Origin of the sequence: Rhodococcus wratislaviensis (genome assembly GCF_041228765.1) — a bacterium.
GTDB classification, from domain to species: Bacteria; Actinomycetota; Actinomycetes; order Mycobacteriales; family Mycobacteriaceae; genus Rhodococcus_F; species Rhodococcus_F wratislaviensis.
The window spans coordinates 3,769,671-3,790,876 of sequence record NZ_CP150488.1 but is presented as its reverse complement, the minus strand read 5'-3'; the positions used below and the strand labels follow the sequence as shown (position 1 = coordinate 3,790,876).

At 67.9% G+C, this 21,206-nt stretch carries 19 protein-coding genes and 1 riboswitch; of the genes, 9 read left to right on the top strand and 10 right to left on the bottom strand.

The window, feature by feature from the left end:
• Positions 1–42 precede the first annotated feature (42 nt).
• Positions 43–417, bottom strand: coding sequence for a polyketide cyclase / dehydrase and lipid transport (locus WKC72_RS17445; protein ID WP_037226693.1), 375 nt, complete (start codon positions 415–417; stop codon positions 43–45).
• 168 nt (positions 418–585) lie between these two features.
• Here WKC72_RS17445 and WKC72_RS17440 point away from each other — a divergent pair, with 168 nt between their 5' ends.
• Complete coding sequence (locus WKC72_RS17440) at positions 586–2,397, top strand: long-chain fatty acid--CoA ligase (RefSeq protein ID WP_112299741.1); 1,812 nt, start codon at positions 586–588, stop codon at positions 2,395–2,397.
• A gap of 58 nt (positions 2,398–2,455) precedes the next feature.
• On the opposite strand, the gene WKC72_RS17435 is transcribed toward WKC72_RS17440, so the two are convergent.
• From WKC72_RS17435 to WKC72_RS17420, 4 genes are all read right to left on the bottom strand, one after another.
• A complete protein-coding gene (locus tag WKC72_RS17435) occupies positions 2,456–3,583 on the bottom strand; it encodes a glycosyltransferase family 4 protein (protein WP_370183624.1) in 1,128 nt (375 codons plus the stop codon).
• 43 nt (positions 3,584–3,626) lie between these two features.
• Positions 3,627–4,988, bottom strand: coding sequence for a hypothetical protein (locus tag WKC72_RS17430; protein ID WP_112299742.1), 1,362 nt, complete (start codon positions 4,986–4,988; stop codon positions 3,627–3,629).
• Positions 4,989–5,037: 49 nt separating this feature from the next.
• Complete coding sequence (locus tag WKC72_RS17425) at positions 5,038–6,090, bottom strand: NlpC/P60 family protein (RefSeq protein WP_112299743.1); 1,053 nt, start codon at positions 6,088–6,090, stop codon at positions 5,038–5,040.
• Positions 6,091–6,470: 380 nt separating this feature from the next.
• On the bottom strand, positions 6,471–7,016 hold the full coding sequence (locus WKC72_RS17420; protein WP_037226609.1) for an NlpC/P60 family protein: 546 nt from the start codon (positions 7,014–7,016) through the stop codon (positions 6,471–6,473).
• Between the two features lie 14 nt (positions 7,017–7,030).
• Positions 7,031–7,195: riboswitch (cyclic di-AMP (ydaO/yuaA leader) on the bottom strand.
• Positions 7,196–7,652: 457 nt separating this feature from the next.
• Here WKC72_RS17420 and WKC72_RS17415 point away from each other — a divergent pair.
• Together WKC72_RS17415 and WKC72_RS17410 are read left to right on the top strand one after the other, a co-directional pair.
• Positions 7,653–9,419, top strand: a complete 1,767-nt coding sequence (locus WKC72_RS17415) for a DEDD exonuclease domain-containing protein (RefSeq protein ID WP_052032829.1) — start codon at positions 7,653–7,655, stop codon at positions 9,417–9,419.
• On the top strand, positions 9,416–9,691 hold the full coding sequence (locus WKC72_RS17410) for an Lrp/AsnC family transcriptional regulator (RefSeq protein WP_005247708.1): 276 nt from the start codon (positions 9,416–9,418) through the stop codon (positions 9,689–9,691). Before WKC72_RS17415 ends, WKC72_RS17410 begins: the two co-directional genes overlap by 4 nt.
• A gap of 9 nt (positions 9,692–9,700) precedes the next feature.
• Here WKC72_RS17410 and trpD read toward each other — a convergent pair whose 3' ends face one another.
• Positions 9,701–10,789, bottom strand: coding sequence for an anthranilate phosphoribosyltransferase (trpD, locus tag WKC72_RS17405; RefSeq protein WP_370183620.1), 1,089 nt, complete (start codon positions 10,787–10,789; stop codon positions 9,701–9,703).
• A 43-nt stretch (positions 10,790–10,832) separates the two neighbouring features.
• A complete protein-coding gene (locus WKC72_RS17400) occupies positions 10,833–11,303 on the bottom strand; it encodes a hypothetical protein (protein ID WP_037226605.1) in 471 nt (156 codons plus the stop codon).
• Between the two features lie 126 nt (positions 11,304–11,429).
• Between WKC72_RS17400 and WKC72_RS17395 the strand changes: the two genes are divergently transcribed.
• From WKC72_RS17395 to WKC72_RS17380, 4 genes are all read left to right on the top strand, one after another.
• Positions 11,430–12,041, top strand: a complete 612-nt coding sequence (locus WKC72_RS17395; RefSeq protein ID WP_037226604.1) for a heme-copper oxidase subunit III — start codon at positions 11,430–11,432, stop codon at positions 12,039–12,041.
• Positions 12,042–12,105: 64 nt separating this feature from the next.
• Positions 12,106–12,957, top strand: a complete 852-nt coding sequence (locus WKC72_RS17390; protein WP_112299747.1) for a cytochrome c — start codon at positions 12,106–12,108, stop codon at positions 12,955–12,957.
• Positions 12,954–14,096 carry a ubiquinol-cytochrome c reductase iron-sulfur subunit gene (locus tag WKC72_RS17385; protein ID WP_370183615.1) on the top strand — a complete coding sequence of 381 codons (1,143 nt, stop codon included), beginning with the start codon at positions 12,954–12,956 and terminating at the stop codon, positions 14,094–14,096. Before WKC72_RS17390 ends, WKC72_RS17385 begins: the two co-directional genes overlap by 4 nt.
• 29 nt (positions 14,097–14,125) lie before the next feature.
• Positions 14,126–15,775: a cytochrome bc complex cytochrome b subunit gene (locus WKC72_RS17380; RefSeq protein WP_052032835.1), complete on the top strand. Its 1,650-nt coding sequence runs from the start codon at positions 14,126–14,128 to the stop codon at positions 15,773–15,775.
• A 2-nt stretch (positions 15,776–15,777) separates the two neighbouring features.
• Here WKC72_RS17380 and WKC72_RS17375 read toward each other — a convergent pair whose 3' ends face one another.
• Positions 15,778–16,728: a DMT family transporter gene (locus WKC72_RS17375; protein WP_370183613.1), complete on the bottom strand. Its 951-nt coding sequence runs from the start codon at positions 16,726–16,728 to the stop codon at positions 15,778–15,780.
• Positions 16,729–16,797: 69 nt separating this feature from the next.
• On the opposite strand from WKC72_RS17375, the gene WKC72_RS17370 reads away from it, so the two are divergent.
• Positions 16,798–17,400, top strand: coding sequence for a TetR/AcrR family transcriptional regulator (locus WKC72_RS17370; RefSeq protein WP_370183611.1), 603 nt, complete (start codon positions 16,798–16,800; stop codon positions 17,398–17,400).
• Between the two features lie 75 nt (positions 17,401–17,475).
• Here the strand turns inward: WKC72_RS17370 and WKC72_RS17365 are convergent, their stop codons facing one another.
• Both WKC72_RS17365 and WKC72_RS17360 read right to left on the bottom strand, forming a co-directional pair.
• Positions 17,476–17,892 (bottom strand): cytochrome c oxidase subunit 4, encoded by a 417-nt coding sequence (locus WKC72_RS17365; protein ID WP_005573189.1) that lies wholly within the window; start codon positions 17,890–17,892, stop codon positions 17,476–17,478.
• Between the two features lie 41 nt (positions 17,893–17,933).
• Positions 17,934–19,001 (bottom strand): cytochrome c oxidase subunit II, encoded by a 1,068-nt coding sequence (locus tag WKC72_RS17360; protein ID WP_037226596.1) that lies wholly within the window; start codon positions 18,999–19,001, stop codon positions 17,934–17,936.
• Positions 19,002–19,276: 275 nt separating this feature from the next.
• Between WKC72_RS17360 and asnB the strand changes: the two genes are divergently transcribed.
• Positions 19,277–21,202, top strand: coding sequence for an asparagine synthase (glutamine-hydrolyzing) (gene asnB, locus WKC72_RS17355; protein WP_370183607.1), 1,926 nt, complete (start codon positions 19,277–19,279; stop codon positions 21,200–21,202).
• Positions 21,203–21,206: the final 4 nt, after the last annotated feature.

Genomic DNA, 21,206 nt, shown 5'->3' with positions numbered 1-21,206 from the left:
CCCTGACACAATGCCGACCCCGCCGCGGCGGGCGAATCTCCCTCAGGACGGCGGTTCTCCCGCAGCGCGACCCGCCTCGAGTTCCTTCTTCACCTCGAAGGACATCACCTTTCCCTCGACGCGCCTGCGACGGTTCAGCGCGGCCAGATCCGGGGCGGTCTCGCTGCGGGCCGGTTCGGCGTGGAGGAAGTAGTGGACGATCGCTCCGTCCAGCACCGGCTCGAGCCACACTTCCATCGTTCCGGTGAGGGGCCCGGCCACCGTCCACCGGATGCCCTTCTCGGCCCTGTCCTCGCGGACCGCGAGGGTGAGATCCGGCCACCACCGACGCCAGCGGGCGGGCGGGGCGATCGCCGCCGCGACCTGCTGCGGCGGGGCCGCGATGAACGTCTGGTCTGCGACCTGAATGCTGCTCACGGCGACTAGCTTCACACACCGCGGTCGGCGGTGGCCGCGGGGTTCCGCCGCACCTCGCGAACAGGGCTCTGACCACCCTTCTTCGGCCTGGAGGCAGACCGGGCCGGGGAAGGTCTAAAGTTGGGAAGACAATCCTACTCGTCAGTATCTTCAGTGTCGGAGGTTTTCGTGCCCGAGTTCAGCGCGCCACAGTCGTTCACGATCGCGGAGGACGCGTCCGCGGTCGACTCGGTGTTCGCCCACGCCGCGGCCGACCCGACGCTGGTCGTGTACAAGCGCAAGATCGGCGGACGCTGGACCGACGTCACGGCCGCCGAGTTCGCCGCTCAGGTCACCGCGGTCGCCAAGGGTCTCATCGCTCTCGGCGTCCAGCAGGGCGACCGGGTGGCACTGATGTCGGCCACCCGTTACGAGTGGCCCCTCGTCGACTTCGCGATCTGGGCGGCGGGCGGCGTCACCGTCCCGATCTACGAAACGTCCTCCGCCGAGCAGGTCCGCTGGATCCTCGAGGACTCCGCCGCAATCGATCTCGTCGTCGAGAACGCGACGCACGCGGCCACCGTGAAGGCCGTGGCCGCCGAGGCGACCGCGCTCCGCGGCGTCTACCAGATCGAGGCGTCCGACGGCGGCCGTGGCGTCGTCGAGGAACTGACCGAACTGGGTGCCGACGTGCCCGACTCCGAAGTCCGGGCGCGCGTCGCCGCGCTGAAGTCGAGCGATCCGGCCACCCTCATCTACACCTCCGGCACCACCGGCAGGCCCAAGGGCTGCCAGCTCACCCATTCCAACCTCATCGCCGAGTCCAAGGGCATCCTCGATTCCAGCCTCGGCACCCTGTTGAAGACCCCCGGCGTCAGCACCCTCATGTTCCTGCCGATGGCGCACGTCCTGGCGCGCGCCGTCAGCGTCGCGTCGTTCGACGCCGGCGCCGCACTCGGACACACCAGCGACATCCCGAACCTCGTCCCCACGTTCGGCGAGTTCCGCCCCGACTTCATCCTGTCCGTGCCGCGGGTGTTCGAGAAGGTGTACAACAGCGCCCGCGCCAAGGCGCACGGCGAGGGCAAGGGCAAGATCTTCGACGCCGCCGCCGAGACCGCCATCGTCTGGAGCGAGGCTCAGGACAAGGGCGGGCCGGGGCTCGTCCTCAAGGCCAAGCACGCGCTGTTCGACAAGCTGGTGTTCTCGAAGCTGCGGGCCGCGCTCGGCGGCAAGTGCCAGCTGGCGATCTCGGGCGGCGCCCCCCTCGGCGCCCGCCTCGGCCACTTCTTCCGCGGCATCGGCATCACCATCTACGAGGGCTACGGCCTCACCGAGACGTCCGCCGCGTTCGCGGTCAACACGATCGGCGAGCAGAAGGTCGGCTCGGTCGGCAAGCCGTTGGCGGGCAATTCCGTTCGCATCGCCGACGACGGCGAGATCCTGCTGTCGGGGCCGGTCGTCTTCGGCGGCTACTGGCGCAACGAGAACGCGACCGCCGACGCGATCGAGAACGGCTGGTTCCACACCGGCGACCTCGGATCGGTCGATCAGGACGGGTACATCACCATCACCGGCCGCAAGAAGGAGATCATCGTCACAGCGGGCGGCAAGAACGTCTCCCCCGCCCAGCTCGAGGATCACCTGCGTGCGCACCCGCTGATCAGCCAGGCCATCGTCGTCGGAGACCAGCAACCGTTCATCGGCGCGCTCATCACCATCGACGCCGACGCACTGCCCGCATGGAACGAGCGCAACGGCAAGCCCGCAGGCACCACGGTCAAGGACCTGCTCACCGACGCCGACCTGACGGCCGAGATCGACGAGGCCGTCGCCGAGGCCAACAAGCTCGTGTCGCACGCGGAGGCCATCAAGAAGTTCCGGGTCCTGCCCGTCGACTTCACCGAGGAGACCGGCGAGCTCACGCCGACGATGAAGCTCAAGCGCAACGTGGTGCACGACAGCTTCGCCGACGACATCGCCGCCATCTACGCGAAGTAATGCCTTCGGCCCGTGAGTACTTCTCAACCGCCCGCGGTTGAGAAGTACTCACGGGTGGTCACGCAAGCAGTGCCTGGAGCTTGGCGGCGAGCACGTCCCACCGCCACTCCGCCTTGACCCATTCGCGGCCGGCCGCACCCATCGCGGCCGCGCGGTCACGATCCGACAGCACCGAAATCACCGAACGCGCCACTTCGGCCACCGACGTGCCGTCCACGACCATCCCGGTCTCGTTCTGCCGCACCGTTTCCGGAGCGCCACCGGACTGTCCGGCGACGACCGGCACACCGGTCGCCGACGCCTCGAGGAAGACGATGCCGAGACCCTCGACGTCCAGTCCCGCACCCCTCGTCCGGCAGGGCATCGCGAACACGTCGGCGATCGTGTGGTGCGCCGCCAGCTCCGCGGACGGCACCGTGCCCGTGAACACGACGTGGTCCTCCACCCCCACCGAGCGCGCGAGCGAGCGCAGACGGTCCTCGTACGGACCGCCGCCGACGATCACGAGCACGGCCCCGTCGATGTGCTCTCGGATGCCCGGGAGCGCCTTGATGAGGATGTCCTGGCCCTTGCGCGGCACGAGACGTGACAGGCACAGGACCGTCGGCCGCTCCCCCAGCCCGTAGCGGGACCGCAGCTCGGCCCTCGCGCCGCTGTCCGGGGTGAAGCGGTCGGTGTCGACTCCGGGCGGCAGGTGTTCGAGCGCGGCACTCGCGCCGAACGCGGACGCGAAGCGGCCCCTCGTGTACCGGCTGACATACGTGACGACGTCGGTCCGGTCGCCGATCCGTCCGAGGGCCTGGCGGGCGGCAGGGAGCATCGACCAGCCGACCTCGTGCCCGTGGGTACTCGCGACCACCCGTTCCGCCCCGGCGCGGCGCACCGTCGCACTCAGCAGCGCGAGCGGGGCGGCTGCGCCGAACCAGACGCCCGTGCAGTCGTGTTCGGCGAGCAGCGTGGCGGCACGTCGGGCGACGAACGGTGTGGGCACCATCAAGGTGGTGGGGTGCCGGACGACCTGAAACGGTTGCCGCGCATCGAACTTGATGTGCGAGTCGCCGCGCCAACGCGGGGCGTAGACGACCAGGTCGTCGGCGGGCAGGTGCTTGGCGAAGGTGTGCAGGTACGACTGAATTCCGCCGGGTCGCGGCGGAAAATCGTTCGTCACCAACAGGGTTCGGCGCATGTGATCACCGTAGGCGGTGGACCGCACGGCAACCGACCCAGGGTCACCCCAGGTGGGCGCCCACCCAGTCGGTCCAGCGGTCGCGGAACTGGTCGGCGTCGACGCCGAGGACGTCGGACAGCCGTCCGTCGACCGTCTCCGGGTCTGCCTCGCCCACGGCCAGCGTCCGGTACAGCGCTGTCAGCCTCGATTCGCCGTACTGCTCGGCGACGAAGGCGTTGATCGACCACGCCGTCTCGTAGGCGACCGAGCCGCGTTCGCCGTAGCCGGAGAAGTCGGTGTCCTCGGGGAACTCGGTCGGCGGACCCTCGGCCCCCACCTGCGCGGTCAGCGCAGGCGCGATCTGCCGTTCGGCCTCGCCGGTACCCCGGTAGGCGGCGTACTCCGCGTAACCCTCCAGCACCCACATCGGCGAACGGTCCACCGTCTCCGCGCGCGCCGCCACGTGGATCAGCTCGTGCCGCAGGATCGCCCGCCGGGTGACCTCGGTCAGCCGGTCCGCCGACGCCGGGCTGAACACGATCCGCTGGCCCGTGACCGTGGCGGCGTCCGGGTCGACGGCGTCCGAGATGGCGACGGCGGCGATGTCGCGTCCGTCGTGATTGGGGCCGACGAGCGCCGTGAACTCGTCCTGCGATCCCGCGACCCACACGAGCGCGCGGCCCGCCCAGTTCGAACCCCACAACTGGGTGGCGTTGACGACGGCGGCGGGGAGTTCGTCCGCCAGCCGGTCGACCATGGCGGCGTTCTCGGGATGTCCGAGCACTACCGACGTCCGCCCGTCGCCGGTATCGACGCGTCGCGACACGACGGGTCCGAAATCCCACGGTCCGCGCCAGGTCCGCCGCTCGCCGTCCACGGTGGCGCTGTCGCTGACCAGTGCCCAGCGGTCACCGCGCCGGGCGACGACGAGAGCCACCGGTTTGCGGGTGGGACTCTCGTCCGCGATCGCGTAGCGGAGTTGCACGGCGGGCGCCCACACCTCGTCGGCCCCGAGCGCGTCGACGAGACTCGACGGCACCGCCGTCTCGGCGCCCTCGGCGATCTCGTAGCCCCAGTCCGAGAACTCCACCCCGGCAACGTTGCCCGCCCGCCGCGTCTCGGCGGCCAGGAATCCCGGGGCCGCAGCCTGATCCATCAGACCGGACAGCCGGGCCGCGTCGTTCGTCCGCACGGCCGACGCCCAGGTGTCGAGGAGCGTCTGGACGGCTGCCGCACGCGCCTCGGTGTCGGCGTGCGCGGTGCCGACGGCTCCGTCGGCGCCCCGCCCGGTCCGTGAGAACCCGGTCAGTGCGAGTACGACGACCACGGCGAGGACGAGTCCGGCCAGTGCGGCCAGCTCCCACGGGCGCGCCTGACGGCGCGAGGTCGGATCCGTTGCGGGAGACGGGTCTGAAGCGGGCACGCCGGTGAGTGTATGAGCACGCCCCGGCGCCGCTGCCGGACGGTCGCCGTCAGTAGCGGCGGGCCCCGTAGAAGGGGAACTTCGCCATCGACTCGATCTTCACCGGAACACCGAACGTCGAGGCGTGGAGAATGTTGCCGTTTCCGGCGTAGAGGCCCACGTGGGACGCGTCGTTGTAGAAGAGGACGACGTCGCCGGGCTGCAGGGCGTCGCGGGACACCGGGGTGCCGCCGCTGGCCTGCGCCTGACTGGACCTCGGCAGCGTCTTGCCGATCTGCTTGTACGCCCACACGACGAGTCCCGAGCAGTCGAACTCGTCCGGACCGGTGGCGCCCCACACGTACGGGTCACCGATGCGGGTCATGCCTGCCTGCAGCGCGCTGGTGCCCGAACCGGGGGTGAGATGCGCGAGGATCGTGTTCGGGTCGAAGCCGGGCGGGAAGGGCGTCCCCGCGAGTTGGTCGCGTTCGGCGCCGGTGAGATCTCCGAAGGCCTTGATCACGTCGGCGATCTGCGCCTGCAGGTCACTCTGCTTGCGTTGCAGATCGTCGCTCACCGCTTTGGCCTGCTCGGTCGCGGACCGCGCGGCATCCGCCGACTCCTTCGACGCCTCGGCCGCCTTCGTGGCTTCCGACGTGGCCGACTGGAATTGCGCGACCTGGTTGCGGGTGTCGTTGGAGATGGCGTCCAGAGCGGACATCTGGTCCAGCAGTTGCTGCGGTGAATCGCTCACCATGACGGCGAAGAGGCGATTGGTCCGTGCGCCCTGGTAGTTGGCGGTGGCGAGTTTGTTCACCACGGGCTGGAAGACGGCGACGCGCGCGTTGGCGGCGTCCAGCACACCCTGGTCGGCCGCGAGTGTGGCGTCGGCGTCGCGTTGCGCCGACTGTTTGGCCTCGAGGTCGATCTGCGCGTTGTGGAGTGCCTCGGACGTCTGCTCGGACTGCCGGGACAGGTCACCGAGCTTCGTCAGGGCATCGGTCGGGTTGGTGGTGACCGGGTCTGCACCCGCCTGGATCGCGGGCAGCGACACGAGCGCCACCGACAGCACGCCGGCTGTCAGCACGCTGCCCAGGGAGCGCTTCATCTTGTGTGAGGCCACGGAAATGCAGTTCTCCGATCGTCGATCTCCACCAGCCGGGTCGGTTGTCCGATGCGCGGCTCAGGGATTTCCTCGGCCGAGGCGACCGTGGAGTGCCGAAGAGGTGGTGACCCGCGTTGCCGCCCGGTTGGCGCGACAAGACTTCGCAAGGTCTCGGATAGGTTACGGAATGGCATACGTTTGTGTCCACCCATGTCACGAACGGGGTGGCGGGGACCACCCGACGGGTGAACGACACGCTGTCTGCCTGGGGCGCAACGACATCGAGGATGGGTTCGAATCGTGATTCGAACCCACCCTCGGTGGTCGTGCGAGATCCTACGAAGCTACCCCGTGCATCCCCGCCCTCGACTCGGTGGATGCGTCGCCTCGCGTGTGGATCAGTAGCGGCGTGCGCCGTCGAAAGGCATGGACGCGATGGGCGCCAACTTGACGGGCTGCCCCTCGGTGGAGGCGTGGATCACGTTGCCGTTGCCGGCGTAGATGCCCGAGTGCGATCCGCCGTAGAAGGAGACCACGTCGCCGGGGCGGAGATCGGACTGCGAGACGGGAGTGCCTGCCGCCGCCTGCGCGTAGCTGGTGCGCGGCAGGTTCAGTCCGGCCTGCTTGAACGCCCACTGCACCAGACCGGAGCAGTCGAACGAGTTGGGGCCTGCGGCGCCGTAGACGTACGGCGAGCCGAGCTTGGTCTGGGCGGCCTGAACGGCCTTGTCACCCGCGGTATTGGCCGGCGCCGGGGGCGCGGGCAGGTTCGGGACACCGGGGATCTGCGGGATGACGACACCCGGGATCTCGAAGGTTCCGACTCCGGGGATGGTGACGGGATCTGCGGCCGCGGGGGCCGCGGTAGCGGTGAGCGCTCCGACTGCGAGCGCGCCGGCGACGACTGCCCGTCGCACATTCCGCTTGGAAACTTGTGACGCCACGAAAGGGGTACTCCGTTTCTTCCATTCATCCGCCGACCGAGTTAGCTGACGGGTTCGGGCTGGGAAGATCAGCCCTACCCACCGGTGCGTGAGGACGTCCCGGCGGGATTCACCCCAGTAGAAACTTGGGTTCCCGGTACGACCGCTCTCGCGAGTGGCCGATTAGGCGGTGACTAGCGATGCTGCCCCGGTATTGGGGCTGCGAGACTCCGCTAGGTCTCAGGAAGGTTACGAAATGGAATACCCAGATGTCGACCGGAACACGCGGAAAGTGTCCGTTTGGGCCGATTCCGGCTTTGCGGGCGCGCGATACCCACATTCGGTAACGACTGGATAACAGGCGGTTTGTTTTCGATCGCTTTTCGACAGCGGGAGTGGGCATTTCGCGAAGCCTGCCCACTCCCCGGTTTCGTCCCGCGCCGCGTTCCCGCTGTTCAACGGGGGTGCCGCGGATCGAACCCGCGACACGCGCCGGACCGGCCGACACCGGCCCCCGCCCCACGCAGACCCCTCGATCGTGGTCGCGCGCCCGCCCCTCGCACCGCCCGCGACCGCCGCCCGAGACGGGCAGTGTGATCCTCGTCTCTCCGGGCTCTCCGGGCGGGTCTGTCGGTGCCCGTCCATACGCTCTGAGCCGTGAGTGTCCCCGGTGTACCCGAACAGCTGAGATTCGACGAGCTCGACACCCCACTGCGGGACACCACGTTCGTGGTGGTCGATCTCGAGACCACCGGCGCGCGACCGGGCGAGGACGCCATCACCGAGATCGGCGCCGTGAAGATCCGCGGCGGCGAGGTGATCGCCGAAATGGCCACCCTCGTCGACCCGGGACGATCCATCCCCCCGCACATCGTGGAGATCACCGGCATCACCACCGCCATGGTGATCGACGCCCCGCGGATCGAGCGAGTGCTGCCGGCGTTCCTGGAGTTCGCTCGCGGGGCGGTGCTCGTCGCCCACAACGCCCCGTTCGACACGGGCTTCCTCAAGGCCGCGGCGTCCGCCACCGACACCCCCTGGCCCAAGTTCACCGTGCTCTGCACCGTCAAGCTGGCCCGGCGCGTCCTCAGCCGCGACGAGGCGCCGTCCGTCAAACTGTCGTCGCTGGCCCGGCTGTTCGACGTCGGGACCACTCCGACGCACCGGGCACTCGACGACGCCCGTGCCACCGTCGACGTCCTGCACGCCCTCATCGCGAGGGTCGGCAATCAGGGAGTGCACAGTCTCACCGAGCTGGTCGACTACCTGCCCGACGTCTCCTCGCACCAGCGGGCGAAACGCTCGCTCGCCGGCCACCTCCCGCATGCTCCCGGCGTCTACCTGTTCCGCGGACCGTCCGACGAGGTCCTCTACGTCGGCACGGCGACCGATCTGCGCCGGCGGGTGCGCAACTACTTCACCGGCTCCGAGACGCGTGGCCGGATGAAGGAGATGGTGGCCCTGACCACCCGGATCGATCACGTCGAGTGCGCGCACGCGCTCGAGGCCGGTGTGCGCGAGCTCCGGCTGCTCGCGGCGCACACGCCGCCGTACAACCGGAGATCCAAGTACCCGAAACGCGGTTGGTGGATCACGCTCACCGCGGAGGCCTTCCCCCGGCTGTCGGTGGTGCGGACCCCGACCGCCGACTCGCTCGGTCCGTTCCGGTCCCGCTCGACCGCAGTCGACGTCGCCGACGTCCTCGCCGAGTACTGCATTCTCCGCACCTGCACGAGCCGCATCCCGAAGGGAAGGGAGCACGGTCCGCACTGCCCGCCCCGCGAGCTCGGACGCTGCCCGGCGTCCGTCCACGGCCGCGTCACGGAGGACGCCTACCGTCCCGGGCCGGAACTCTTCCGGCAGTTCCTCCGCGGCCTGGACGACTCTCCGCTGCACCGCATGCGCGCACGGGTGGAGGAGCTGGCCGCCGGCGAGCTGTTCGAGAATGCCGCACGCCTGCGTGATCGCACCGCGGAGGTCGTGCTCGCGTTGCGGAGGATGCAGCGCCTGGCTGCCCTCACCGCCCTCGATCAGCTCGTCGCTGCTCGCCCGGCCGCGACCGGCGGCTGGGAGTTCGCGGTGATCCGTTCCGGCCGCCTCGCGTCGGCCGGCTGCGCGCGGCGCGGGATCCACCCGATGCCGGTGGTCGATGCGCTCGTCCTCACCGCCGAAACCGTCGTTCCCGACGCAACTCCGCTTCGCGGTGCCTCCCCCGAGGAGGCCGGGTTGCTGGCGCGCTGGCTCGACCAGGAGGACACCCGCATCGTCAGCGCTTCCTCGGGCTGGTGCGAGCCCGCCCGGGGCGCCGGATCCTGGTCCGAGTGGTGCGCACTCGCGCGAGCGGGGAGCACGTCGACACGGGACGCCGAGACCCGACCACCCGCGCCGACTTCCGCCGACCACCGCTTAGGCTGGCGATCATGATCAACGCCATCGTCCTGATCCACGCCGAAGCCCACCGCATCCCGGAGACCGCTCAGGCCGTCGCCGACATCGAGGGCGTCGACAAGGTCTACTCCTGCGCAGGCGACGTCGACCTGATCGCGATCGTGCGGGTCCGGGACCACGCGAAGATCGCGGAGGTCGTCACCGAGGGAATCAACAAGGTGGACGGCGTCTCCCGGACGGCGACGCACATCGCGTTCCAGTCCTACTCCAGCGCCGACGTCGAAGCCGGCTTCTCGATCGGCGAATAGCCCCGCCTGCTATTTGCTGGTGGCCAGACCCGACGTGAGTTCGGCCCACCGCGCGAGCAGCGTCGCGGCCGCTCCACTGTCGATGGACTGTGCCGCCGTCGAGAGTCCGTCCGACAGTGCGTCTTCGAGCGTGCGGCCGCCGAGCCCCCGGAACGCCGCGATCGCCGCCGCGGCGTTGAGGAGGACCGCGTCGCGGACGGGTCCGGTCTCACCGGCGAGGAGTCGCCGCGCCACCGCCGCGTTCACGTCGGCGTCGCCGCCGCGCAGTTCGTCGAGCGACACCCGCGCGATCCCGATGTCCCGGGGGTCGAGTTGACGGGTGGTCACCCCACCGTCCGCCACTATGTGCACGGTCGACGTGGTCGACGTCGTCAACTCGTCGAGGCCGTCGTCACCCCGCACCACCAGCGCCGAGTTGCCGCGCTGCGCGAGCACGCCGGCCACCACCGAGATCAGGCCCGGGAACGCGCAGCCGATGAGGCCGGCCCGCGGACGCGCCGGGTTGGTGAGTGGTCCGAGCACGTTGAAGACGGTCGGGATGCCGATCTCCTTGCGCGGCGCGCCCGCGAACCGCAGGGCGGGATGGAACACCGGCGCGAAGCAGAAGCCGATGCCGACCTCCCGGACACAGCGCGCCACCTCGTCGGGACCGAGGTTGATCTTCACCCCGAGGGCCTCGAGAACGTCCGCCCCACCGCTCTTGGACGACGCCGCCCGGTTGCCGTGCTTGACGACGCGAATGCCGGACGCCGCGACCACGAGTGACGCCATCGTGGAGATGTTCACGGTGTTGGATCGGTCACCACCGGTTCCGACGATGTCGACGACGTCGTCGTCGACGGGGACCTTGCGCGCGTGCCCGAGCATCGAGTCCGCCAGTCCGCGCAACTCCTCCGGTGTCTCGCCCTTCATCTTCAGGGCGACACCGAACGCCGCGATCTGCGCGGACGTGGCGTTGTCGGACATGATCTCGTCCATCGCCCATTTCGCCTCGTCCACCGACAGGTCACGTCCGTCGGTGAGCGTGCCGAGGACCGACGGCCACGTGCGTGCCGGCCGCACACCGTCGTTCGTCCCCTGAGCAGTCGGGCTCTGCATCGTCGTGTCCCCTTGTACTAGTGGCGGATCCGGTCCTGGCAGCCTAGTCACCGGGCGGATCGGACTCGCGCGCCGGTTGCGTCGCGTCCCAGCCGTCGACCGAGCCGCCGAGCCGCTGCGCCAGCCCGGCCATTCTCGACCGTTCCTGCGAACAGTGCAGCGCATCCAGGATCTGGACCCGCTGCAGCACGAGTCCCACCGTCGCACCGTCCTCGGCCGGGGACGCCTGCCCGTCCGGATCCTGTGGTCGGTAGCCGTCCTGGGCGGCGATCGACACGGCGTCGGCCACCGACGACGCGGGCAGCCGCAGATGGTGCCGCAGCACCGCTTCCGCGCCGGCATCCCACCGCGGATCCTCTGCGGCTGCGCGGTCGAGCGCGGTCGAGCACGCCTCCACGTCGTCGAAGCTCGAGGCGACGACCACGAGGTCGGGCCGATCCTGATCGAGAGGGGCCGGTTGCCGACTGCCGAACAGCCTCCGCAGCCACCCCGTACTGTTGTCACGAGAGCGCATGACTCCACCCTTTCACGGTCCGCCACCAGGCCGTCAGCAGGGAGAATCGGACAAGCGGGGCGCGTCGACGCGCCGAGGGTGGACCCGGGTAGTCGCCTCTTACGACGAAGCGTCATACTTCTGTCTGTGACGAGCGCAGTAGGGACTTCAGGATCAGCAATCACCCAACGCGTGCACTCGCTGAACCGACCTAACATGGTCAGCGTTGGCACCATCGTGTGGTTGTCAAGTGAGCTCATGTTCTTCGCAGGGCTCTTCGCCATGTACTTCGTGGCGCGAGCACAGGCGAATGGGAACTGGCCGCCGGAGCCGACCGAGCTGAATCTGTTCCTCGCCGTACCGGTGACCCTGGTGCTGATCGCCTCGTCGTTCACCTGCCAGATGGGTGTGTTCGCGGCCGAGCGCGGCGACGTCTTCGGCCTCCGCCGGTGGTACCTCCTGACACTGGCGATGGGCACGTTCTTCGTCCTCGGACAGGGATACGAGTACATCCACCTGGTCGAAGAAGGCACGACCATCTCGAGCAGCGTGTACGGCTCGGTCTTCTACATGACCACCGGCTTCCACGGCATGCACGTGATCGGCGGCCTCATCGCGTTCGTCTTCCTGATCGCGCGCACCAAGGTCAGCAAGTTCACGCCCGCCCAGGCCACCGCCGCCATCGTCGTCTCGTACTACTGGCACTTCGTCGACATCGTGTGGATCGGCCTGTTTGCCACGATCTATTTCATCCGTTGATCAGCTGAACGCCCCAGGCAGCCCCCTGACGTCCAGTCCGTCCCGACATACCAAAGGGATACAGATGAGTTCATCCCCCCCTCCCGCATCCGATACCACTGCGTCTGCCGCCAAGGCACGCCGCCAGCGGAAGCTCCGCAGGCGCGTCACGGGCGCCATGGTCCTGATGATGGGACTGGTCAGCGCCGGTTTCCTCGCGTCCGCGTTGACGCCGACCCCGCAGGTGGCCACCGCCACCGATGATCAGGCAGCACTGATCCGCGAGGGCAAGCAGTTGTACGACACCTCGTGCATCACGTGCCACGGCGCGAACCTGCAGGGTGTGCAGGACCGCGGCCCCAGCCTGATCGGTGTCGGCGAGGCAGCCGTGTACTTCCAGGTGTCGTCGGGACGCATGCCGGCCTCGCGCAACGAGGCCCAGGTCGAGCGCAAGCCCGTCAAGTTCGACGCCGAGCAGACGGACGCCATCGGCGCGTACGTCCAGGCCAACGGCGGCGGCCCCACGGTCATTCGTGACGAGAACGGCGAGATCGCCCAGTCGTCGCTGCGCGGCGGCGACATCGGACGCGGCAGCGAGCTGTTCCGCCTCAACTGCGCGTCCTGCCACAACTTCACCGGGCGCGGCGGTGCGCTCTCGTCCGGTAAGTACGCGCCGGTCCTCGACCCGGCCAGTGAGCAGCAGATCTACGCCGCGATGGTCACCGGCCCGCAGAACATGCCCAAGTTCTCGGACCGTCAGCTGACCCTCGAGGAGAAGAAGGACATCATCGCCTACATCAAGTCGTCGGGCGAGACGAAGCAGCCCGGCGGCTACGGACTCGGCGGCATCGGTCCCGCCTCCGAGGGCTTGGCCATGTGGGTCATCGGAATCATCGCTGTCGTCGGTGCAGCACTGTGGATCGGAGCAAGGTCATGAGCGACGCTGGCCAGCCGGGCGGCGCCACGCCAAAGAAGTACACGGATGCAGAACTCGAGAACCTGAGCCGCGACGAACTCGTCGAGCTCGGCACCAACCTCGACCACGTCGATGTCGCGTTCCGCCGCAACCGCTGGGCGGTTCCGGGAACGAAGGCCGAGAAGCGCGCCGAGCGGTCGGTCGCCTTCTGGTTCGCGCTCTCCGGCATCTCGGCGATCGCGTTCATCGCGATCTACCTCTTCTGGCCCTGGGAGTACGCAGGCGCCGGCGAGGAGCACTACTCGGCCTACAGCCTGTACACGCCGATGATCGGCCTCACCATGGGTCTGGCCATCCTCGGCCTCGGTGTCGGAGCGGTGCAGTTCACCAAGAAGTTCATCCCCGAAGAGGTGTCCATCCAGGACCGCCACGACGGTGGATCGTCCGAGGTCGATCGCAAGACGATCGTCGCGGAACTCGGCGACTCGTTCGACACGTCGACGCTGGGACGCCGCAAGCTCCTCAAGCGCACCCTCATCTTCGGCGGCGGTGCCCTCGGCATCATGTCCGTCATGCCCCTCGGCGGTCTGATCAAGAACCCGTGGGCCAAGCGCGACGACTCCCCGCTGTGGGTCTCGGGATGGACCCCCCGCTACGAGGGCGAAACCATCTACCTGCGCCGCGACACCGGTCGCCCCGAGGACGTCGTCCTCGTTCGCCCGGAAGACCTGGACGCCGGCGCCATGGAAACGGTGTTCCCGTTCCGTGAGTCCGACCGCGGCGATCACGACGCGCTGCTCGAGGCGCTGCGCGGCATCCGCAACGCGACCATGCTCATCCGCCTCCGCACGGAGGACACGGCACGGGTCACCAAGCGCAAGGGCCAGGAGAGCTTCAACTACGGCGACTACTTCGCCTTCTCGAAGATCTGCACCCACCTCGGCTGCCCCACCTCCCTGTACGAACAGCAGACCAACCGAATCCTCTGCCCGTGCCACCAGTCGCAGTTCGATGCGCTGACCTACGGAAAGCCGATTTTCGGTCCGGCCGCTCGTGCACTTCCGCAGTTGCCTATTACAGTGAACGAAGAGGGTTTCCTAGTCACAACGGGTGACTACATCGAAGCTCTCGGCCCGGCATTTTGGGAGCGTCGACCGTGACCGACAACAAACCGTCCAAACTGAGCGCGATGGCCACCGGCCAGGCCGAAGCGATGGACTCGCGCTACCACCTCGCAGCGGGGATGCGGCGGCAGATCAACAAGGTCTTCCCCACCCACTGGTCGTTCCTGCTCGGCGAGATCGCGCTGTACAGCTTCATCATTCTGCTGATCTCCGGTGTCTACCTGACCCTGTTCTTCGACCCGTCGATGGCGCACGTCGTCTACAACGGTGCGTACGAGCCCCTGCGCGGCGTCACGATGTCCCGCGCGTACGAGACCACGCTGAACATCTCGTTCGAGGTCCGCGGCGGCCTGTTCGTCCGTCAGATCCACCACTGGGCTGCGCTGATGTTCGCGGCGTCGATCGTCGTGCACCTGATGCGCATCTTCTTCACCGGCGCGTTCCGGCGTCCGCGTGAGGCCAACTGGGTCATCGGCTGCCTGCTGCTGATCCTGGCGATGTTCGAGGGATTCTTCGGCTACACCATCCCGGACGACCTGCTGTCCGGCACGGGCCTGCGCGCCGCGTTCTCCGGCATCACGCTGAGCATCCCGATCGCAGGCACCTGGATGCACTGGCTGATCTTCGGTGGCGACTTCCCCGGCGACCTGATCATCCCCCGCCTATACGTCGCGCACGTCCTGCTGTTCCCGGGCATCATCCTCGCCCTGATCGCCGGTCACCTCGCGCTCGTCTGGTACCAGAAGCACACGCAGTTCCCCGGCCCCGGCCGCACCGAGAACAACGTCGTGGGTGTGCGCATCCTCCCGGTGTTCGCCGTCAAGTCGGGTGCGTTCTTCGCGATCACGTTCGGTGTTCTCGCCGTGATGGGTGGCGTGCTGCAGATCAACCCGGTCTGGACCATCGGCCCCTACAACCCGTCGCAGGTGTCGGCAGGTTCGCAGCCCGACATCTACATGATGTGGACGGACGGCCTGGCCCGTCTGTGGCCGGCATGGGACATCTACCTGTTCGACCGCTACACCATTCCGTCGGTGTTCGCTGTCGCGTTGATCATGGGTCTGGTGTTCACGGTGCTGATCGCCTACCCGTGGATCGAGAAGCGTCTGACCAAGGACGACGCTCACCACAACCTGCTGCAGCGTCCGCGTGACGTTCCGGTGCGTACCGCGATCGGTGCGATGGCGATCGCGTTCTACGCCGTCCTGACGATCTCCTGCATCAACGACATCATCGCGTACCACCTGAGCATCTCGCTGAACGCGATGACGTGGATCGGCCGCATCGGCATGGTGTTGCTGCCTCCGATCGCCTTCTTCGTGGCCTACCGGTTCTGCCTGGGTCTCCAGCGCAGCGACCGTGAGGTCCTCGAGCACGGCATCGAGACCGGCATCATCAAGCGGATGCCGAACGGTCAGTACATCGAGATCCACCAGCCGCTCGGCCCGGTCGACGACCACGGTCACCCGATCCCGCTCGAGTACCAGGGTGCGACCGTCCCGAAGAAGATGAACAAGCTCGGTTCCGCCGGCAAGCCCGGTTCCGGCAGCCTCGTCACGGCCGACCCGGTCGAGGAGAGCCTGGCTCTCGAGCACGCCCTGCACCACGGCGAGCACGAGCAGCTCACGATGCTGCGGGAGTACCAGGACCGCGCCCACGGCAACGGTTCGTCGGCTTCCGGCAACGGATCGTCCGGCAACGGCGAGGCCCACTAGCCTCACCTCCGCAACCGAGCAGAGCCCCGAATCACTTCCGGTTCGGGGCTCTGCTCGTCTGTGGGCACCGTGCCCGCTCCCCTCCCCCGCGGCTGTGCGCGGAACACGAGGACGACCGCCCCGAGTCCCAGGAGAAGACCGAGCGCGGTGAGGATTCCGAACGGCTCGCCGAACATCACGGCCCCCCAGATCGCCGTCACCGGTGCCATCAGGAACATCAGGGCATTGACCCGGGTGACCCCGCTCCGACGCAGCACGAGCCAGTACAGGCCGTAGCCGCCGAACGTGGACAGGGCGATCAGCCATGCCACAGACCACCAGAACGACGCCGTCGGCGGCGGCGACATCTGCCCCGCGCACGCGGCGAGGGCGGTGAAGAGCCCGGCGCTGGTCGCGCAGTGCACGGTCATGGACACGACGGGGTCTGTGTCGGTCGGGGAGCGACTCTCCACGAAGGTCGCGGCCACCAGCGACAGCATCCCGGCGAACGGCACGAGGTACGCCCACCACGGCACGCCGGACGCAGAGGTGGCGTCGCCTGCGGTGACGATCATGACCCCCACCAGTCCCAGCAGCAATCCCCACCACTGCCGGCGTGCGACGTACTGACCCAGCAGCGGGCCGGCCAGTACGGCGACGACCAGGGGCTGGGTGCCGTCGATCAGCGCGGTGGTACCGGTCGAGACGCCGAGTCCGATCGCCTGGTAGACGGTCAGCAGATATCCGGTCTGCGACAGCGCACCGATCGTCACCTGACGACCGAACGCACGGGACCCGAGCCCCCGCCACCGTGCGCGTCCGAACAGCGCGGTTCCCAGGGCGAGTGCGACGGCGAGTGGCAGGAACCGCCAGGTCAGTACCGTCAGAGGGTCCGCGTCCCCGGCGCCGAGTTTGGCCCCGATGAAGCCGGAGCTCCAGCACAGGACGAACATCACGGCGAGAAGCACATTCACGACTGACCACCACCCAAGTAAACAGATCGGTATACCTCCCCAACCTATACCGATCTGTATACTTTTGTCATGGATTCTGTGCCGACACCGCGACGCGTCGCGCTGACCCCGGGAGCGAGGCGAGCACTGGACGCGGCCGGTCGCCTCTTCTACGAGCGGGGAATTCACGCGGTCGGCGTGGATCTCATCGCCGCCGAGGCCGGCGTCACGAAGAAGACGCTCTACGACCGTTTCGGCTCGAAGGAACAGATCGTGGTCGAGTACCTCGCCGACCGGGACGAGCGGTGGCGGGCGTTTCTCACAGGCCACCTCGAGTCCGCGGGCGACTCCGCCGGCCGGCGCCTCACGGCGATCTTCGACGCGTCCCGCGAGTGGACCGCGGAGAACAGTGCGAAGGGGTGCAGCATGGTCAACGCGCACGCGGAGATCAGCGACCCGTCACATCCGGCGTACGCCGTCATCATCGGCCAGAAGCGGTGGATGCTCGGTCTGTTCACCGGCGTGTGCCGGGACGCGTCGGTGCGCGACCCGGAGACACTCGCGCGCACGATCATGCTGCTCCACGAAGGGGCCCTGGTCTCGCACGGATTGCACGTGTTCCCCGAGGCGGTGCGACTCGCGTCCGCTCAGGCAGTGGCACTCCTCGCCGCGGCAGCGGGCCCGGTCGGCTAGGGCGGACGACGACAAAGCGGAGGCGCCGAATCCCGGTGGGATTCGGCGCCTCCGCTGCACGAACTGTGGGTGGAACTAGTGCTTCTCGGGCCCGACGTAGTACTCGAAGACGAGGCCTGCAGCGGCCGCGAGCACAGCAATCACGGCGACCACGATCATCCACGGCTGGAAGAACGCCATCGCGACTGCGACGAAGGCAGCAGAAGCGGCGAGCAGGATCGGCCAGTAGCTACCGGGGCTGAAGAAGCCCAGGTCGCCTGCGCCATCGGCGATCTCCGCGTCCTCGTAGTCCTCGGGACGGGTGTCGAGGCGACGGGCGACGAACCGGAAGTACGTTCCGATGATCAGCGTCAGTCCCGCCGACAGGCAGATGCCCGTCAGACCCGCCCACTCGATACCGGTTCGTGAAACGGCGGTGAAGACGCCGTAGACGATCGCGACGAGAATGAAGAATACCGTCAGGATCTCGAAGAGCTTGGCTTCGATCTTCATATCAGCACTTGTCCTTGGTCAGTGAGGTATCAGCAGCAGGTTCAGTTACCTTCGACACCGCTCGCCTGCTTGTAGCCGCGATCGGTGGTGAAGGGAGACGTCGACGTCGCAACCGGGGACTCGCCGATGGCCTGCAGAGCCTCCGCCGTGGTCAGATCCCGGCCGCCCTCGCTCGCCGGCTTACGCAGCTCGATGTACTGCGCGAACTTGTCGGGGCTCACGGCGCGAACCTCGAAGTTCATCATCGCGTGGAACGTGCCGCACATCTCGGCGCAGCGCCCGACGAAGGCACCTTCCTTCTCGATCTCACTGATCTGGAAGACGTTGTCGGAGTGGTTCTCCTTCGGGTTCGGGTTCACGTCGCGCTTGAACAGGAACTCCGGCACCCAGAAGGCGTGGATGACATCGGCGGAGGCCAGCTCGAACTGGATCCGCTTGCCGGTCGGCAGGACGAGGATCGGGATCTCGTTGCTCGAGCCGATCGTCTCGATCTTGTCGTAGTGCAGGTAGGACAGGTCCTGCGGGGTCTTGCCGTGGATCGGTCCGGGCTGGGCGTGCTCACCCTCGGCCTCCGCCTCGGATGCGGGTGCGGACTCGACCGCAGCCTGCGCTTCCTGATCGACGCCGTCGTACTTGCCGCCACCCTCGCCGAGGTCGATGGAGCGGTAGCCGAACTTCCAGTTCCACTGGTACGCAGTGACATCCACCACCACGTTGGGGTTGTCCTCCTTCTCGAGGACATGGTTCTGCACGATCACCGTGAAGTAGAACAGCACGGCGATGATGACGAACGGAACCGCGGTGTACGCCAGCTCGAGCGGCACGTTGTATGCCGTCTGCCGCGGGAACTCGGGTGAGTCCTTCTTCTTACGGTGGAAGATCACCGCCCAGAAGGTGAGTCCCCACACCAGCACACCCATGACGAGGGCGGCGATGACCGACCAGGTCCACAGTTCACGCATGCGGTGCGCCTGCGGGGTTACGCCCGAAGGCCACCCGAAACGAAGCACCTCGTTGTCGATTGAACAACCCGACAGCAGCAAGGCAGCAACGCCCAAAGATACTGCCAACCCTGCCCGCCGAAGGATCCGACCTTGCGCCACGTTCACGCCTTCCTGATCGCCGCAAATTCCACTAGGGCACACCCGATGGGAAGGCCCAATTACTACGCAGCGTAGACCAAAGGTGGCGGCTCTCCATCCTCGGGTCGGGCGACGACGTGTCGCTGCAGACGCCGCGGCGGTGCCGCTGTTCGCGCCGGGGCACCGTCACCGGCGGCCCGAACCGGACGCTCCGGGAATCTGCGGCATACTTTCCGGCAGAGATCCCTGACCACTCCACCTCGTGGAGCCTTCCAAGATTCTGAATTGAGGTACCGGACGCTGTGTGCGGACTGCTCGGGCTACTGACCTCTGGAGAAACCAGCGACAACGCCGTCTCACAGGTCGACCAGGCAATGCACTGCCTGCGGCACCGTGGGCCGGACGAGCACGGGACCTGGCACGACGACCACCTGGTCTTCGGGTTCAATCGGCTGTCGATCATCGACATCGAACATTCCCACCAGCCGCTGCGGTGGGGTCCGGCGGAGAATCCGGAACGCTACGCGCTCACCTTCAACGGCGAGATCTACAACTACCTCGAGGTTCGGGCCGAACTCGCCGAGCAGTTCGGTGCGCAGTTCGTCACAGAGGGCGACAGCGAGTCCATCGTCGCCGCGTTCCACTACTGGGGCGAGGACGCCGTCCGTCGTCTGCGCGGCATGTTCGCGTTCGCGATCTGGGACACGGAGACGCGGGAACTGTTCATCGCGCGCGATCCGTTCGGGATCAAGCCGCTCTTCCTCGCGACGGGCACCGGCGGCACCGCGTTCGGTAGCGAGAAGAAGAGCCTGCTGGAGCTGGCGAACCTGATCGGCATCGGCACCGAGCTCGATCCGCGGGCCGTCGAGCACTACACCGTCCTTCAGTACGTGCCGGAGCCGGAAACCCTCCACAAGCAGATCCGCCGGCTCGAGTCCGGCTGCTTCGCGCGGGTGCGCCCGGGCGAAGAACCCGTGATCACCCGCTATTTCGCGCCCACGTTCCCGGTGCGTCCGTTCGCCGCGGGCACCGAGCAGGCCCGGTACCGCGAGATCGCCGAGGCACTCGAGGACTCGGTCGCCAAACACATGCGCGCCGACGTCACGGTCGGCTCCTTCTTGTCGGGTGGCATCGACTCGACGGCCATCGCGGCGCTCGCGATGCGCCACAACCCGAACCTGATCACGTTCACCACCGGTTTCGAGCGCGAGGGCTATTCCGAGGTCGACGTCGCGGCCGAATCCGCCGAAGCGATCGGCGCACGCCACGTGGTGAAGGTGGTGAGCCCGTCCGAGTTCGCCGCCGCCATCCCCGAGATCGTGTGGTACCTCGACGACCCGGTCGCCGATCCCGCGCTGGTCCCGCTGTGGTTCGTGGCGAAGGAGGCACGCAAGCACGTCAAGGTCGTGCTGTCCGGTGAGGGTGCCGACGAGCTGTTCGGCGGCTACACCATCTACCGCGAGCCGATTTCGCTCAAACCATTCGAGTACCTGCCCAAGGGACTGCGGCGGGCCGCCGGGAAGTTGTCCGAGCGCATCCCCGAGGGCACCCGCGGAAAGAGCCTGCTCAACCGCGGTTCCCTGACCCTCGAAGAGCGGTACTACGGCAACGCGCGCAGCTTCAACGACGCACAGTTGCGCGCCGTCCTGCGCGACTTCCGGCCGGAGTGGACGCACCGCGACGTCACCGACCCCATCTACGCGCAGTCGCAGGGCTGGGATCCGGTGGCCCGGATGCAGCACCTGGACCTGTTCACGTGGTTGCGCGGCGACATCCTCGTCAAGGCCGACAAGATGACGATGGCCAATTCGCTGGAACTGCGGGTGCCGTTCCTCGACCCCGAGGTCTTCAAGGTGGCGTCGCAGGTGCCGCTGGATCAGAAGATCACCAAGAGCACCACCAAGTACGCGCTGCGTCAGGCGCTGGAGGGCATCGTGCCCGGGCACGTGCTCCATCGGGCGAAGCTGGGCTTCCCGGTGCCGCTGCGGCACTGGCTGCGCGGCACCGAACTGTTCGACTGGGCACACGAGCAGATCGCAGCGTCAGGCACCGATCACCTGCTCGACAAGGCCGCGATCGCGAAGATGCTGAACGACCACCGGGACGGCGTGTCCGACCACAGCCGTCGCCTCTGGACCGTGCTGATCTTCATGGTCTGGCACGGCATCTTCGTGGAGAACCGCATCGTTCCGGAGATCGCCGAGCCGGCGTACCCGGTCTCGCTGTAGGCGC